Origin of the sequence: Olivibacter sitiensis DSM 17696 (genome assembly GCF_000427965.1) — a bacterium.
Classification (GTDB): Bacteria; Bacteroidota; Bacteroidia; order Sphingobacteriales; family Sphingobacteriaceae; genus Olivibacter; species Olivibacter sitiensis.
This window is the reverse complement of the sequence record NZ_ATZA01000004.1, coordinates 31,656-46,303: the sequence shown is the minus strand read 5'-3', so window position 1 is coordinate 46,303 and position 14,648 is coordinate 31,656. Positions and strand designations below refer to the sequence as shown.

Genomic DNA, 14,648 nt, shown 5'->3' with positions numbered 1-14,648 from the left:
ATCTGGTAAAAGTACAGTTTTTTTTCATTCGGAAATAATTATTTGTGAGTGTAAGTGCTCAATGGCATCCTTGGTGGCGACGAAGCAGCTGAGTTGTTCATTCCTTGGAGGATTTATTCTAACAATTCTTTTGCATGTTGTATTGCCGCATCACCCGGGTTGCTCCCGCTCAGCATTTGAGCGATTTCCAGTATACGCTCTTTTTGAGCCAATACTTTCATGTTTGTCAGTGTTTTCTCTTCTCGGTCTTCCTTGTATACCTTGTAGTGAGTGGTTCCCTTGGCAGCAATTTGGGGCAAGTGGGTGATGGCTATGACCTGCATATGCTGAGCCATTTTTTCCATAACATCGCCTACCTTGAGCGCCACTTCCCCAGAAATGCCGGTGTCTATCTCGTCAAAAATGATGGTAGGCAGGGCCGAAGTATTGGCTACCAATGCTTTGATGGCAAGCATGAGGCGTGATAGCTCTCCTCCCGAGGCTACCTTGTTGAGTGGTTGTGCTTGTTGCCCTTTATTGGCAGAGAAGAGAAAACGAACGTGGTCCCTCCCGGTAGGCCGTAAATCATCTGAATAAGTCAATTCGATATGGAGTTGGCTATTGGGCATGCCCACTTCCGCTAAAGTGTCCAGGATAAATTCGGATACTTTGGCTATGCTGTTTTTTCTCGCCTCGCTCAATTGCAAGGCAAGTTCCTCGCATTTGGCATATAGCCTGCTACTTTCCGTTTCCAGATGGGTCAATTCTTCCTCGTTGTCGGTGATGGCCCCGAGTTTTTCGCTCAGCTCTTGCTGTATGGACAGCAGGTGGCTGACATCATCTACATGGTGTTTTTGTTGAAGATTGTAGATGAGGCTGAGTCTTTCCGATACTTCTTCCAGCCTTTGTTGATCAAAGAGCGTTCCGCTCTCCAAGCGAGACATTTCGTCCGCAATGTCCTTCACCTCTATGATGGAGGAATTAAGGCGTTCGGCCAATTCTGGTGCAAGTGGAAGGTAAGGCTCTATTTGCCTAAGCTGGTGCAAGGCACTTCGCATCAGGCTAAGGGCGGACTCTTCTTGCTCGCCGAGGGCATAGGCGCCCTCCAGAAGGGCTCTTTTTATTTCTTCCGCATGGCTTAGCTGCTGTTGTTCCTGCTCCAATGGCACCTGCTCGTCGGCTTGCAACTTGGCTGCTTCCAGCTCATTGTAGAGAAACTGGTGATAATCTGCCTCCGTTTTTGCCTGTTGCACCTGCTCTCTCAGTTGTTGCAAGGCCTTTTGTACCTGTTTGTATTGCGAAAAATGGGATTTATAGTCCTGGAGTAAGACGCCGTTTTGTGCGACACTATCTAGGGTGAGTAGCTGGAAGGATTCTGTGTTGAGCTCCTGTGTAGCATGTTGCGAATGAATATCTATTAGTTTTTCGCCTAGGCTTTTCAACTGATTGAGCGTCACGGGAGTGTCGTTGATAAAAGCGCGCGATTTTCCGTCGGCACTGATTTCACGTCTCAATATGGTCTCGTTTTCGTAATCCAGTTCTTGTTCGTCAAAAAAATCCTTCAGATCATAATGGCCAATATCGAACCTGCCTTCTATGATGCATTTCTTTGCCTGATTGAAGAAATACTTGCTTTCGGCTCTTTGTCCCAAGATGAGCGATAACGCACCCAATACGATGGATTTGCCCGCTCCTGTCTCTCCGGTAAGTATATTGAGTCCGGCGCTGGGCTCAATTTCAAGTTGGTCTATCAATGCGTAATTGTGTATGGACAGTCTTTTGAGCATGTAGGATAAGGTTATAATTTTCTGATTGCTTCGTATTTGTTGATATTCCCTGGGTCTATCTCCATCAAGATGTTAATGGCCTTCAGTCGTTCGGTTGGCGAAAGCCCACTCAATACAGCCGCCAATTCCTCTGATTTCGCCGTGAAAAATAGCTGGTTGTACATGGCGCCCTGCGCCAGGCGATCCACTTTATGGAGGCTAGGCAATAGTTGTCCTATGGTATTTCGTGCCTCGCTGGGCTTGTCGGCCAATTTATCTAGGCCGTCTATATGATATTCATATGAAAAGGTTCTTATTGGGAGGTAATTAGGGTCCAGTAGGTTGTTCATCAGCCAATAGCGGTTTCTGAGGCCGTCCAAGGGCTTCCAGCCTGTAAAAGAGGAGTTTTGCGCATTGTTGACAATCTCTTGAGCCTTCAGGAAATAGGGGGTACCTGCCTCTATGGAGAATGTATCTGCATCTAGGCCAATGATGATGTAGGCGTAGTAGGCCAATAGTGACTGCAGGTTGCCTATGAACTGATTGTCGGCAAAGTCCAATGGATCACCTTCATTGTAATTGAAGTTAAAGTCTTTATCGGAAATGCTGAGCACTGGGCTATTGTACGCGCTATTGTATACGGGCCTGTTGGAAATTATCTGTGCTTCCGCGCTATAATTGCTTGCTCCATCCCATTCCAAGATATTGATGACCAAGGAACATTCTATTCGTTCGTTGGGGCGCACTTGGTGGCCGGTCCAGTTTCTGGTGTTCAAAAAGTCCGTAACCGATTTGCCGAGCTGGTCTAAGGCATTCTTGTTCGCGGTTTGCACCATAGGTGATAAGATCTGCACGCGCGCAAAGATTTCCTGGGCCTGAAGATGAGCAAAGGAAAATAGACCTACAAAAATTGGTAGCAGCTTGATTGTTTTCATCCGCATTGTTTTTCGTGTTTTTGTGTCATCCGCTTTTTTGAACAAATAATGGTAAGCCAAAGATAAGGTTTATAGATGGATATTGGGAATGGTATGCTGCTGTGGAAAAAACGCCTTGGCATGGGGTGTCGAGGGAGGAATAAAATTTTCGATTTCATGGCAGGTATTACTATTAAAATTAGTATGTTGCGTCCATGAAAAGTGGACATGCCGATTTGCCGCTGCACTACGGTAGGGTGCCTAAATGGCTAGCGGAGCGTATGGCCTTGCTGGGAGGCGCCATCGTGGAGGCCATTGTGCTTGAATATGGACGGAAGGCTTTTTTTTCTCGTCTCAGTGACCCTTTTTGGTTTCAATCTTTGGGTTGCGTAATGGGGATGGACTGGCATTCTTCCGGAATTACAACCTCGGTGATGGGGGCGTTGAAGCGTGCTGTCAACGAACGATCGAAGGAGCTGGGACTTTATTTCTGCGGTGGTAGGGGGAAGCAATCGCTCCAGACTCCGCAAGAATTGCGGCAAGTGGCGATGAAAACGGGCATAGATGGCGAAGCAATGGTTTATAACAGCCGGTTGGCGGCCAAGGTTGACAATACGGCTATTCAAGACGGCTTTCAACTTTACCTGCACCATTTTGTGGTGAGTATAGATGGCGATTGGACCATCGTACAGCAAGGTATGAATGAGGATCTCAAATTAGCCAGGCGCTATCATTGGCACTCGGCAAAGGTACAGTCCTTTACAGAAGAACCTCATAGCTTTATTTATGGAAAGCGCCGCGGACCTCTATTGAATTTGACGGATAAGGCCGCTAAATCTACAAAGCAAGGGATGCTGGAAATTCTTAAGATCGATCCTCGTGAAGTGATGGAAGATGCCAGGAAACTGGTGATGCCCAATCGCCATGATGTACGTGCGGAGGACGTGAACTTGAAGAGGTTGGGTGCCATTCTTGCTTTAGCGCAAGAGCAGCAGGTGGCCGATACGGAGTCACTCCTGCTGCTGCCCGGCGCAGGGCCAAGAACGATACAGTCCTTGGCACTGATTAGTGAAGTCATCCACGGTACTCCGTCGCGCTTTGATGACCCAGCGAGGTACAGCATGGCGCATGGCGGGAAGGATGGCCATCCTTTTCCGGTACTTACAAAGGTTTATGACGAAAGTATCCAGCATTTGCAAGTGGCTATAGAGGCGGCAAAGCTTGGCTTTCGGGATAAGTCTGATGCACTCGTTAACCTGGCCAAGGCGGCGCGGTCTATGGAAAGGGACTTTGAAGTGGCTAAAAATGGATTTGACAACTATTTGAAACAGGAGCGCGACAATGCTTGGAAGCACGGAGGAAAGACGGTTTTCGGCGATGCGAAGAAACCCAAGGATGGAGAACAGTTAAGTCTTTTTTAAATGGTAGATGGTATTAATTTGATGGCATAGTCGATAATGTCTTTTGCGACATCTTCCTTGGACTTGAGGGGGAGCTCTGTCTTGTTGCCTTGCTTATCCAAGATGGTCACTTTGTTTGTGTCGCCGGAGAAACCGGCTCCTTTATCCCGCAAGGAATTGAGCACGATAAAATCCAGGTTTTTCCTTTTTAACTTTGAAAGGGCATTGTCCTCTTCATTGTCGGTCTCCAGCGCAAAACCTGCCAATAGTTGTTTGCTTTTCTTTCTCTTACCCAGCTCCGCCAATATATCGGTAGTTTTTTTGAGCTTTATTTCGAATAGGTCTTCGGTCTTCTTGATTTTTTTATCGGAGACCTTTGCAGGTGTATAGTCAGCAACGGCGGCGCTCATTATGATGATGTCCGCCCCATCGGCGGCAGAAAGGCAAGCCGTGAGCATTTCGCCGGCAGAGGTGACATCTATGCGGTGGCAGCCCTTTGGCGTGGGCAAATTGGTAGGGCCGGAGACTAGGGTGACAGAGGCGCCCAACTGTGCACATAGCTTTGCAATGGCATAGCCCATTTTGCCGCTGCTATGATTGCCGATGAACCGTACGGGGTCTATGGCCTCGTAGGTGGGACCAGCGCTGACTAATATGTTTTTACCACTTAGCGGTAGTGAGTCGTCGTCAAAGAAACGGATAAGGAATTGTATGATTTCCTCTGGCTCGGCCAACCTTCCTTCCCCAGAAAGGCCGCTGGCAAGTTCTCCTGTGCCTGGAGGTATCAGGTGGTGCTTGGCGAAGCCTTGCAATAGGGCCACGTTGCTTTTTGTCGTGGGATGAATCCACATGTCCAAGTCCATTGCCGGAGCAAAGCAGACTGGGCATTTGGCAGACAGGTATATGGCCAGTAATAGGTTGTCGCAAAGGCCATGAGCCATCTTGGCCAGCGTATTGGCGGTGGCTGGGGCTATGACCAGCAGGTCGGCCCAGAGCGCTAGTTCAACGTGGTTGTTCCATTCGCCGTTTTCTGGATCGTAATAAGCAGTGAGTACCGGTCTTTTGGAAAGTGTAGAAAGCGTGAGTGATGTAATAAATTGTTGAGCCTCAGGCGTCATAACCACCTGCACCTGAGCACCCTCCTTGATCAATAATCTGATCAAGAAGGATGTTTTGTACGCAGCAATGCCACCGCATACTCCCAACAATATCTTTTTGTCCTTTAGCATGGCCAAAGTAGGGAAGGCTATGTCATGATGAGCGGACTCGTATCACGACATTTTACATAGCCCTATTTCTCTTTAGAAGGATTCCTGAAGTAAATCTTGTCGTTCAAGAACTCATCTATGGCCACTAGAGTGGGCTTTGGCATACGCTCATAGTGTTTGGAGATTTCTATCTGCTCGCGATTTTCAAATACTTCTTCCAAATTGTCATTGGATGTGGCAAATTCAGCTAATTTGGCGTGAAGTTCTTCCTTCACGTTTGCCGCGATTTGATTGGCTCTACGTGCAATGATAACAATGGATTCGTAGATGTTGTCTGTAGATTTGTCCAATTCACGTAGATCACGTGTTATCGTTGAATTTGGAATGATGTTGCTCATATCTTGATTTTGTTGTTTTTATCGTAAAATAATGCTGTTTTCTTTTTCCTGCTCCGCTTGCTTTTCCTTTGCATCTTCTTCTATCTTTTTGGGAGTATAGGCGGCGATCAGTTTTTGTACGCTTTCAATGTTCTTCAAGGAGTTTTCCTTTAAATTATCTGCGTCCTTTCTATACTTGCTTTCAGGATAAGCTTCCAAAAAGTCGTTATAGAAACCAATGGCCTCGTTGAATCGTTTTTCCTGGCTACGCAGCATGCTGTTCTGGGCATAGAGATATTGCGCTCTTATTATCAGGTATTCCATTTCTTCCCCATATTTGGTATCGGGATAGTCCCTAAGGGCATTTTGGAATGCAATTACGGCAGCTTGATAATCGCCAATATCCAAGTAAAGCCTGGCATTGGCATAGGCTTTTCTTTCCAGCTTGTCGCGAAGGTCGTCAATGAACTTGGACGCTTCGGCGGCGCGGTCGCTCTGTGGATATAAGTTGATAAATAGCTGCAAGGACTCGATGGCTTTGCGTGTGTTGTCTTGGTCGAGACTGAACACAGGAGATTCCAAATAATAACAGTAAGCCCCCATAAAGCGACATTCCTCGGCCCGTGCACTTTGCGGGAAATTGTCCGTGAATTGCTTGAATTGATAACGTGCCGATGTGTAGTCGCGTAGTCTATAGCTAGTATAGGCATAATAGTATTGCAGCTCTTCAGACTCCGCACTTCCTCGGTACTTATTGGCAAGGTCCTCGAATAAGATCAATGCCTTGCTGTATCTCTTTTTGTTGTAAAAATTGATGGCCTCGCGATACTTTCGGGCATTGTCGTTGCTTAGGCGCAATTTTTCGAATCTGCTCTTGCATCCCGAAGCAATAACGGATAGTAAGAGAACGAAGATCAAGCCTAAAGTTAAAGGACTGTTTTTAAACATGCTGCAAAGATAAGTTAAATGACGTAATGTCGCAATTATTTTTAATCGTGCAAGTTAGCCTCAATACATGGATGCTGCAAGTATTTAACAAATATTAACAGGAGGCACGGTTTTTATTCCCAAAATAACCAAGCTTCTTGGGATGCCGTCCAACACCGCCACATCTGGGAAAGTGCCCCAAGTAGCAAAGCCATGTTTCTCAAATAAGGCTAAACTGGGAGCATTGTGAGCAAAAATAAATGCCAGTAAGGTGTGTATTTTCAGTGATGGCGATTTTTCAATGGCATAGCTCAATATGCAATTGCCATATCCTTTTCCCCGATGGCTCGGGTGGAGGTAAATGCTGATTTCGGCCGTACCGCTGTAGGCTGGTCGGCCATAGAAAGACTGAAAGCTTACCCAGCCGATTTTTTCGTTCGCTTGATCCCGTATAATCCAAAGCGGCCTAGTGTCGGGATGGTGCTGTGCAAGCCAATCGCGCTTGCTTTCTATGCTTACTTTTTCGGTATCTGCCGTAACCATGCGACCAGCTATGGTACTATTGTAGACCTCCACGATAAAAGGAAGGTCATTTTCCTGCGCGTATGTATAAACGAGATGGCAATGGGAGGAGGACATGCTGCTTAAATATAGGGGCAAATATACTGCGCTTTGTCCATAAAGAAAAAAAGCATCCCACCAGAAGTGGAATGCTTTTTACTAGAATGCGTATAAGAAAATTGTTTTACGTAAATGTCTATGCTATTTTCGGAGTAGATGAACTGCCCATTTGAGACGATCCGTTCCTCAGTCTTTCTAGTTCCGTGCCAAGAATTTCCCTTAATTGAATATCAAAAAACTTAGCTAAATCATTGAGTCTTTTAACTGTTGCTTTTTTGTTTGTTCTTTTAGTTGTATTTTTCATGGCGTAATAATTATTTGTTTAGTAAATATTTAATTCGTCTTCACTTTGATAAAAACGTTACTAAGACCGTGCCAAAAAAATAGTTGGCTTAATTAAATATTTACTTGACGAATCACATTTTTAATGTTCATTTCTATTATGTCGGTCATATTCAGGCAGTTTTCGTATTTTTTGTCATTATAATGTAAGGCCAGCGAAATTTTCAATTTTTCTATGTTTTCAGGAGTAGACAACTGTTCCTTGCGCGATACATCCCTCAAATCCGTCAATCGATGTCTCTCGCTGCGTACACGATGCACGATGGACGAGCGCTCTTCCTGCTGGTATTGATTGACCGTTTTTTCCGTCAAATGAGCCATGGAAAGTTTCACATAGGGCAGATTTTCCTTGAAGAACTGTGGCATGTAAACTTTCATATTGCCCTCGTAAAATTGTTGATCGAAGTCAATGGCGCGGATGCGAAATTGGAAATCGTCAAAATCTGGAGTTATCTGCACCACGTAGTTGTAAGCGCGCATGTCGCCCAGGAGCGTGATGAGGCAGCGTTCGTTGAACTTGACAAATTCTTTTGCAATACGTATCGGGTTGTAATCGGGGCTGTTCATCAATCTCTTTGTGAACACATCTCCAGGTATGCCCACGATGTGTTCTTCCACCAAGGTTGCTTTATCCACCAGAAAATTGACCTGATTGGGTGAAAGTATCTCTTCCAGTTCCAGTCCATATACGCGGGAAGCGTCTGCTCGTTTGATATAGAAATAATCATATACGTCATTGAGCCTGTTGACGATACGGATGCGGAATGGGTGCGTATTGCCGAAGGTACAGTAATCTATTCGATCGATGTACTTGTGCTGCACGATGCGCGTGTTGCCCGAAGCCTTCAGCTGCGCATAGATGGTTTTCAGGTTATCGTTAATCTGGTCTATCTCATGCGGTGGATAGAGTGGGGTCTCCCACAGGGTGTCATTGCCGTTCTTGTCATATACTGGTACTGCTTCATTGAAATTCATCAACTCGTCATAGCCTAGGGGCAGTCTTGCTTCCCGCTGGTACATGCGGAGGTATTTGTGCAACTCAGGCCTGATTGGAAAGATGGGCTTCTTGCGCGAAATCTTCACGTCATCTACAGGTACCGGTCTATTGGCAGCATTCAGGGTCATGATGAAAAGTAAAAATTAAAAAGTCAAAAGTAGAAAAAGTATACCCCCAAAAATCGGGATATTTTAATCGTTCAAAAACAACAGGTTGCATAAAGTAATTATGCTAATTTACATATTCTTCTTTTAAATACATTGCTTTTGTACCTTTACTTTTCAATAGTGTCCGTCTATAATGTCGCCTAGCGTCGTTGCACTCGCTCGAAAAATGCTCATTTACTATCGGTATACTGCGCTTTTTCTCGTTTCGTGCACCTAGCCAGACACCATTCTAACTCGGCCACTGAATTATGGACAGACTCTAATTAAGAATTAAGATGAGGTTTTGGAACAGATTGCTGGTTTTGATATGGTTTGTATGTATAGCTATTACCTCTTGCGGTTCTTCTTCCCATGTGGCAAAAGGAAGCGACGCAGAATTGGCGACCTTCTTCCATCATTTACAGGATTTGGTAGCGAATGATGAATTGGATGAAATCAAAAACATGATTGCCTTTCCGTTGCAAACGTTGTATTGGATAGATGGAGACGACAGTATCTCCATGGAGGAGAAGCAACAAGGGTTGATGAGTGAAGAGGACTATGAAGAGTATAAAAACGACCTTTTCTACGAGCCGGTATGGACCTATATGCCCCAAGCCTCCGAAACGGAAGTAAGGCAGATAAACGTCGCTTCAAGCGGAAGCTACTACAAAGAACTGCAGCAGAAATTGGATGTTAATAGTCCCATTTATGAATACTATAGGCAATATACCCTCGATGGCAAGGTGGACGGCGATTTCTTCGCTTTTGTTTTTGGAAAAGTGAACGGGCAATATAAGATAGTAGGTTATTATAGTAAATGGCCCGTTATGGGCGAATGAGGAACGTGGAAGGATAATACATCCAATTGACATCAGCGCAGTCCTGATGTCAATTGGATGTTAAGAAGCAAGCAAGCTTCGGTTAATTATGTGTTTTTGAATAATAAATATTCAGTTTTGTCCGAAACTTCTGATTGCTACCACCTGCCAATACGGAACGGAACGGGGTGTTTGCATCAGGAAAATAAGGCAGTCCGCTGGCGTACTCTATAGCAGGTGAAAGGTAAACATCCGAATGGTTGAGCTTGCCGAGTAGTATGTCCTGTACAAAAGAGGTCATAACGAAAGTATATCGTTTGTTGGCGCTGTCGTAGAAACCGCCAAAAGCATAAGGACTTCCGGAATACATAGGAAGTACAAATAGCGAGCGAGGATCCGGCTGCAACCTGGCGTCACCATCTGGTATGGGTTGGTTTCTGCGTGCAATATCTTGACGATATAGGGTAAGCCTAGGTGCAGGCGCAAGTTTTGCGTCTCCCGTATTGTCTTCGTCTATATATACCACAAGTTCTGCCTTGTTGATCACCAAGTTCTGGTCTTTAAGTAAATGCAGATAAGGGAACGACAGTTTGGTGCGTAATCCACCCATGCCTTGAGCATATACCGTGGTGTAGGTTCCGTTGGGATTGCTTAATTGTTCAAGGACGTTTTCAGAATAATCGTGCTTTGTGCTCATTGACATGAGCCCCATATTGGCTGGGTAGCGTCTAAATACAGTGTCTGCGCTGTCTGCTGTATGTCTTATTTTGTATGAAATTTCCAACCCGGTAGAATCATTTGCAACTAAGGTCGCCAAGCTGCCAAGGTTGGTCGTTTGCTCTTTGCTAACAGAAAGGTATAAACCTTTTAGATAAGAGAAAAAAGACGCGTCTGTATTCATAGTTGTGGAATCCAGTTCATGCGAAAATAGCTGCTTTACGTAATTGTTTGGCAGTGCAATACGCAATTGTGGAGGGACTCTCAGTACGCTGTCTTTACCATTGATACGTCGTACTACACTGATGCTATCTCTTATGGCGAAGCGGGATATGTTTTTTGAACTTATCAGATCTTCTTCTATGTTCCATGTCTTTGAAGTGGTGAAATTGTTCGAACTGGCGTTGAAAGCCTCAGCAAGCCTTCTGATCTGTAGCGTGTGTGCAGCGATAGAATCTCCGAACAGCGATCTGCCGTAATTGAATACCAGTATGGCAGAATCTATTTCTGCATTTTCGGGAAGACGCACATCACCGCTGGTGGGTCTCTGTAATAAAAAAGCTATGTCTGACGAGGTTTCTCCGATGACAGGGTCATTGATATAGCCCAATCCCAATTGGTTTACCGTGAATGCTGGTTTGTTTAGATTTGAGCTGTCTACAGAGCTTCTCGTATTAGCAGGAGCATCACGTTGCGTAACAGAATGTATGGTAACGGTATCCGTTAAGGTTCCCAGTATTTCGTCGCCGGGGTTTACATCTAGCCCCACATTGCGTGGGTTTTCACATGCATTGAAAATAAAGAGACTTATTAACAGGGTTAATAAGCCTCGTGATTGGTATTTCATAAATAATTAAATTCGTTCAACTATACCTGATTCTATACTAGGCAACCGTCTCAAGTTCTTCGCTTGAAAATTGTTCGTAAAGATTGGAATAATTTTCGAATTCAGCATCATTTCTACAGTCAGTGACTGGAATTTCCGCCTTTTTAACAATATTTAACAGTTCCTCGTCCAAGTCATCGTCACTCAAGACAACGGCGTCTGTGTACTGCAAAGCACCCTTGTATATGCCAATGTAGTCGGCGCTGTAGGAGGCGGTGTTTTCTGGCTTCATGTTGCCAGTCAAGGCCTTGTTGGCAAAATTCTCACTTAATGTATGCTCAAAACGATCATTGTATAAGGAGTATATTACCTTTGTATTCTTAAAGGTAGGATCGTCCTTATAGGCCGTTTTTACATAGGCGGGTACCAAGGCACTCATCCATCCGTGGCAATGTACCACGTCTGGAGACCAGCCTAGTTTCTTGACGGTTTCCAGCGCGCCCTTGCAGAAGAAAATGGTACGTTCGTCATTGTCGTTAAAGAATTTGCCTTCTTTGTCTGTAAAGACATGTTTTCTCTGAAAATACTCTTCATTGTCCAAGAAATAAACCTGCATTCTGGCAGCAGGTAAGGACGCTACCTTAATGATGAGTGGATTGTCGTTGTTATCGACAACAATGTTCATTCCCGACAAACGTATTACTTCATGCAAACGGTTTCTACGCTCGTTGATGTTTCCAAATCGCGGCATCAATATACGGATCTCAAATCCCTTTTCTTGCATTGCCTGTGGTAACTGCCTCGTGATTTCTGAAATTTTACTTACTTCTAGGAAAGGCGACATCTCGTGAGTAATAAACAATATTTTCGTTTTTGCCATCTCCGATAATTTATATTTGAAATTTGTTGAAAAGTATAAATAGTGTGCAAATATACGGATTATCTAGTATAATATCAACGATTTAAGGAAAATGCTTTGTAATTACAAGTAAAATATACAATTTTGCCGCCTTGCATTGAGGGCATGCTATCTTGAAAACCATTAGAACAAAATCGGCCTTAAAGGCGTATCTACAGCCTTTAAGGGATAAAAATAAAACCATAGGTTTGGTGCCCACCATGGGGGCTTTGCACCCTGGGCATCTTAGTCTGCTGCGGAACGCGAAATCCAGGTGCGATATCGTTGTGTGCAGCATTTTTGTCAATCCCACCCAATTCAACGATGCATCGGACTTGGAAAAATATCCTCGGCCTATAGAACAAGATACGGCCTTGCTGGAATCCATTTCTTGCGACGTGCTGTTTTTGCCGGATGTTGAAGAGATGTATGGAGAAAACGAGCACTGGCATATTGATTTGGGAAGCCTGGAAACGATGTGGGAGGGCGCTTTTCGTCCGGGGCATTTTCAAGGTGTAACCCAAGTGGTGTATAAGCTATTTCAAATAGTGCAGCCCCACTATGCCTTTTTTGGGCAAAAGGATTTTCAGCAATGCATGGTTGTACGGCGACTTGTGGACATAATGCAGGTGCCTGTACGGCTTGTGATATGTCCTATTGAGCGCTCCAGGGAGGGCTTGGCTCTTAGCTCGCGCAATGTACGGCTTTCTGATCATGGACTGCGAGATGCCCTAGACCTTTCTAAGGCGCTGAGGTTGGTAAGACATGGGGCCAAGGAGCAAGGGCTCTCCAAATCAAAATTGGCTGCAAATGCCCTGTTGGATGAAAACCCAAATATACAAGTAGAATACTTTGCTATTTGTAAGCCAGATACCCTTTTGGAGGTAAAGGAATGTGAAGGGGAACAACTGGTTGCATTGATTGCAGCATATATTGAAGGAGTGCGCTTGATAGACAACATGTTGATAGATTGTCAATAAATGGAGCAATCATAAAACCTGAATGGGATTTTTCGTAATTTTGTATCATGATTATTGAGATTTTAAAATCTAAAATCCATCGTGTGAAGGTCACGCAAGCTGAGCTGAACTATGTGGGCAGCATCACTATAGATGAGGATTTGCTGGATGCGGCAAACATCATTCCCAACGAAAAGGTGGCAATTGTCAACAACAATAATGGCGCCCGTTTCGAAACCTACGTCATCAAAGGCGAACGTGGTTCGGGTATGGTATGCCTCAATGGCGCCGCAGCAAGGTTGGCGCAGGTGGGCGATATTTGCATTATTATTAGCTATTGCCAGATGCCTTTTGAAGAGGCCAAGCAGTATCAACCCCTTTTGGTTTTCCCAGACGAGAATAATAGACTGATAAAATAAGATACCCTTAAACTGAATAAAGGGCCTATTTTCACGATAGAGAGATGGTAGCCAGCGTGATTTCGCTGGCTTTTTTTATTGGAAAAAAATAACCAAAATATTATGCTTGCATAATATTTTGGTTATTTTTGATGCTCCAATAGTAGTGGATTGTATAAAACTAATTGATAATCCAAGTTATGATGAATTTCGAATTGACCGAAGAGCAAAAGATGGTGCGCGATGCCGCACGAAGTTTTGCGCAAAATGAACTGAAACCAGGTGTCATTGAGCGCGATGAGCAACAAAAATTTCCTGCAGACCAGATTAAAGAGCTTGGCGAACTGGGCTTTATGGGAATGATGACCAAGGAAGAATATGGAGGGGCGGGACTGGATACCATTTCCTATGTCTTGGTGATGGAAGAACTGTCCAAGATTGATGCCTCGGCCTCGGTGGCTGTGTCGGTGAATAACTCGCTGGTATGCTACGGTTTGGAAAAATATGGGACCGAAGAGCAGAAGCAAAAGTATTTAGTTCCCCTGGCTTCGGGACAAAAACTGGGCGCGTTTTGCCTCTCGGAACCAGAAGCAGGGTCGGATGCTACCTCGCAACACACGACGGCTATAGATATGGGCGGCTACTATCTGCTCAACGGTACGAAAAACTGGATTACCAATGGAAACAACGCTTCCATCTATTTGGTGATTGCGCAAACCTACCCCGAAAAGGGCCATAGGGGTATCAATGTGCTGATAGTGGAAAAAGGTATGGAGGGATTTACCGTGGGGCCAAAGGAAAATAAACTGGGAATTAGGGGTTCGGACACGCATTCGCTGCAATTTACGGATGTGAAGGTGCCTAAGGAAAACCGCATCGGTGACGATGGTTTTGGTTTTAAGTTTGCCATGCAAACCCTCGACGGAGGTCGTATCGGTATAGCGGCCCAAGCCCTTGGAATAGCTTCTGGCGCTTATGAGTTGGCCCTTGCCTATGCCAAGGAACGCAAGACCTTTGGTCATCCTATTGCCGACCACCAGGCCATACAGTTCAAGCTAGCCGATATGCATTGCAAGATCGAGTCTGCGCGTCTGCTCTGTCTAAGGGCCGCATGGCTGAAAGACCAAGGCCTGCCTTACGGCGAGGCGGCAGCCATGGCCAAGTTGATGGCTTCCGAAGCGGCCATGGAGGTAACGGTAGAGGCGGTGCAGATTCATGGCGGATATGGATACGTGAGGGAATATCATGTGGAGCGCTTGATGCGCGATGCCAAGATTACACAAATTTATGAAGGAACGTCCGAAATACAGCGCTTGGTCATAGCAAGGAATATTCTCAAATAGAGAACCTGT

At 44.9% G+C, this 14,648-nt stretch carries 15 protein-coding genes; 5 read left to right on the top strand and 10 right to left on the bottom strand.

The annotated features are described in order from the left end of the window. Nucleotides 1-113: 113 nt before the first annotated feature. Nucleotides 114-1,766: a DNA repair protein RecN gene (recN, locus tag A37S_RS0103510; protein ID WP_028295788.1), complete on the bottom strand. Its 1,653-nt coding sequence runs from the start codon at nucleotides 1,764-1,766 to the stop codon at nucleotides 114-116. An 11-nt stretch (nucleotides 1,767-1,777) separates the two neighbouring features. Then, a complete protein-coding gene (gene porD, locus A37S_RS0103505) occupies nucleotides 1,778-2,680 on the bottom strand; it encodes a type IX secretion system protein PorD (protein ID WP_036601187.1) in 903 nt (300 codons plus the stop codon). A gap of 194 nt (nucleotides 2,681-2,874) precedes the next feature. Here porD and A37S_RS0103495 point away from each other — a divergent pair, with 194 nt between their 5' ends. Beyond that, nucleotides 2,875-4,080, top strand: coding sequence for a DUF763 domain-containing protein (locus tag A37S_RS0103495; RefSeq protein ID WP_028295786.1), 1,206 nt, complete (start codon nucleotides 2,875-2,877; stop codon nucleotides 4,078-4,080). On the opposite strand, the gene coaBC is transcribed toward A37S_RS0103495, so the two are convergent. The 6 genes from coaBC to A37S_RS0103465 form a co-directional block, all read right to left on the bottom strand. After that, nucleotides 4,077-5,288, bottom strand: coding sequence for a bifunctional phosphopantothenoylcysteine decarboxylase/phosphopantothenate--cysteine ligase CoaBC (gene coaBC / locus A37S_RS0103490; protein WP_028295785.1), 1,212 nt, complete (start codon nucleotides 5,286-5,288; stop codon nucleotides 4,077-4,079). The two genes, A37S_RS0103495 and coaBC, sit on opposite strands and share 4 nt — an antisense overlap. Before the next feature lie 62 nt (nucleotides 5,289-5,350). Continuing rightward, nucleotides 5,351-5,665, bottom strand: a complete 315-nt coding sequence (locus tag A37S_RS0103485) for a DNA-directed RNA polymerase subunit omega (protein ID WP_028295784.1) — start codon at nucleotides 5,663-5,665, stop codon at nucleotides 5,351-5,353. Between the two features lie 18 nt (nucleotides 5,666-5,683). Then, nucleotides 5,684-6,592 (bottom strand): outer membrane protein assembly factor BamD, encoded by a 909-nt coding sequence (locus tag A37S_RS0103480; protein WP_028295783.1) that lies wholly within the window; start codon nucleotides 6,590-6,592, stop codon nucleotides 5,684-5,686. An 84-nt stretch (nucleotides 6,593-6,676) separates the two neighbouring features. After that, nucleotides 6,677-7,210, bottom strand: a complete 534-nt coding sequence (locus A37S_RS0103475; RefSeq protein WP_028295782.1) for a GNAT family N-acetyltransferase — start codon at nucleotides 7,208-7,210, stop codon at nucleotides 6,677-6,679. Between the two features lie 118 nt (nucleotides 7,211-7,328). Continuing rightward, complete coding sequence (locus tag A37S_RS27400) at nucleotides 7,329-7,496, bottom strand: hypothetical protein (protein WP_169719427.1); 168 nt, start codon at nucleotides 7,494-7,496, stop codon at nucleotides 7,329-7,331. Between the two features lie 92 nt (nucleotides 7,497-7,588). Next, nucleotides 7,589-8,659, bottom strand: a complete 1,071-nt coding sequence (locus A37S_RS0103465) for a hypothetical protein (RefSeq protein WP_051292696.1) — start codon at nucleotides 8,657-8,659, stop codon at nucleotides 7,589-7,591. Nucleotides 8,660-8,973: 314 nt separating this feature from the next. Between A37S_RS0103465 and A37S_RS0103460 the strand changes: the two genes are divergently transcribed. Then, nucleotides 8,974-9,519: a hypothetical protein gene (locus tag A37S_RS0103460; RefSeq protein ID WP_028295780.1), complete on the top strand. Its 546-nt coding sequence runs from the start codon at nucleotides 8,974-8,976 to the stop codon at nucleotides 9,517-9,519. An 82-nt stretch (nucleotides 9,520-9,601) separates the two neighbouring features. Here A37S_RS0103460 and A37S_RS0103455 read toward each other — a convergent pair whose 3' ends face one another. Together A37S_RS0103455 and A37S_RS0103450 are read right to left on the bottom strand one after the other, a co-directional pair. Next, the gene (locus tag A37S_RS0103455) at nucleotides 9,602-11,062 is read right to left on the bottom strand and encodes a DUF4270 family protein (RefSeq protein ID WP_084163738.1); all 1,461 of its coding nucleotides are present in this window, start codon (nucleotides 11,060-11,062) and stop codon (nucleotides 9,602-9,604) included. A gap of 37 nt (nucleotides 11,063-11,099) precedes the next feature. Then, nucleotides 11,100-11,921 carry a glycogen/starch synthase gene (locus tag A37S_RS0103450; protein ID WP_028295778.1) on the bottom strand — a complete coding sequence of 274 codons (822 nt, stop codon included), beginning with the start codon at nucleotides 11,919-11,921 and terminating at the stop codon, nucleotides 11,100-11,102. Nucleotides 11,922-12,073: 152 nt separating this feature from the next. Here A37S_RS0103450 and panC point away from each other — a divergent pair, with 152 nt between their 5' ends. The 3 genes from panC (at nucleotide 12,074) to A37S_RS0103435 (ending at nucleotide 14,639) form a co-directional block, all read left to right on the top strand. Continuing rightward, the gene (gene panC / locus A37S_RS0103445; RefSeq protein ID WP_028295777.1) at nucleotides 12,074-12,919 is read left to right on the top strand and encodes a pantoate--beta-alanine ligase; all 846 of its coding nucleotides are present in this window, start codon (nucleotides 12,074-12,076) and stop codon (nucleotides 12,917-12,919) included. A gap of 47 nt (nucleotides 12,920-12,966) precedes the next feature. Continuing rightward, nucleotides 12,967-13,317, top strand: coding sequence for an aspartate 1-decarboxylase (panD, locus tag A37S_RS0103440; RefSeq protein ID WP_028295776.1), 351 nt, complete (start codon nucleotides 12,967-12,969; stop codon nucleotides 13,315-13,317). A gap of 182 nt (nucleotides 13,318-13,499) precedes the next feature. Then, nucleotides 13,500-14,639: an acyl-CoA dehydrogenase gene (locus A37S_RS0103435; RefSeq protein WP_028295775.1), complete on the top strand. Its 1,140-nt coding sequence runs from the start codon at nucleotides 13,500-13,502 to the stop codon at nucleotides 14,637-14,639. The last annotated feature ends 9 nt before the right edge of the window (nucleotides 14,640-14,648 follow it).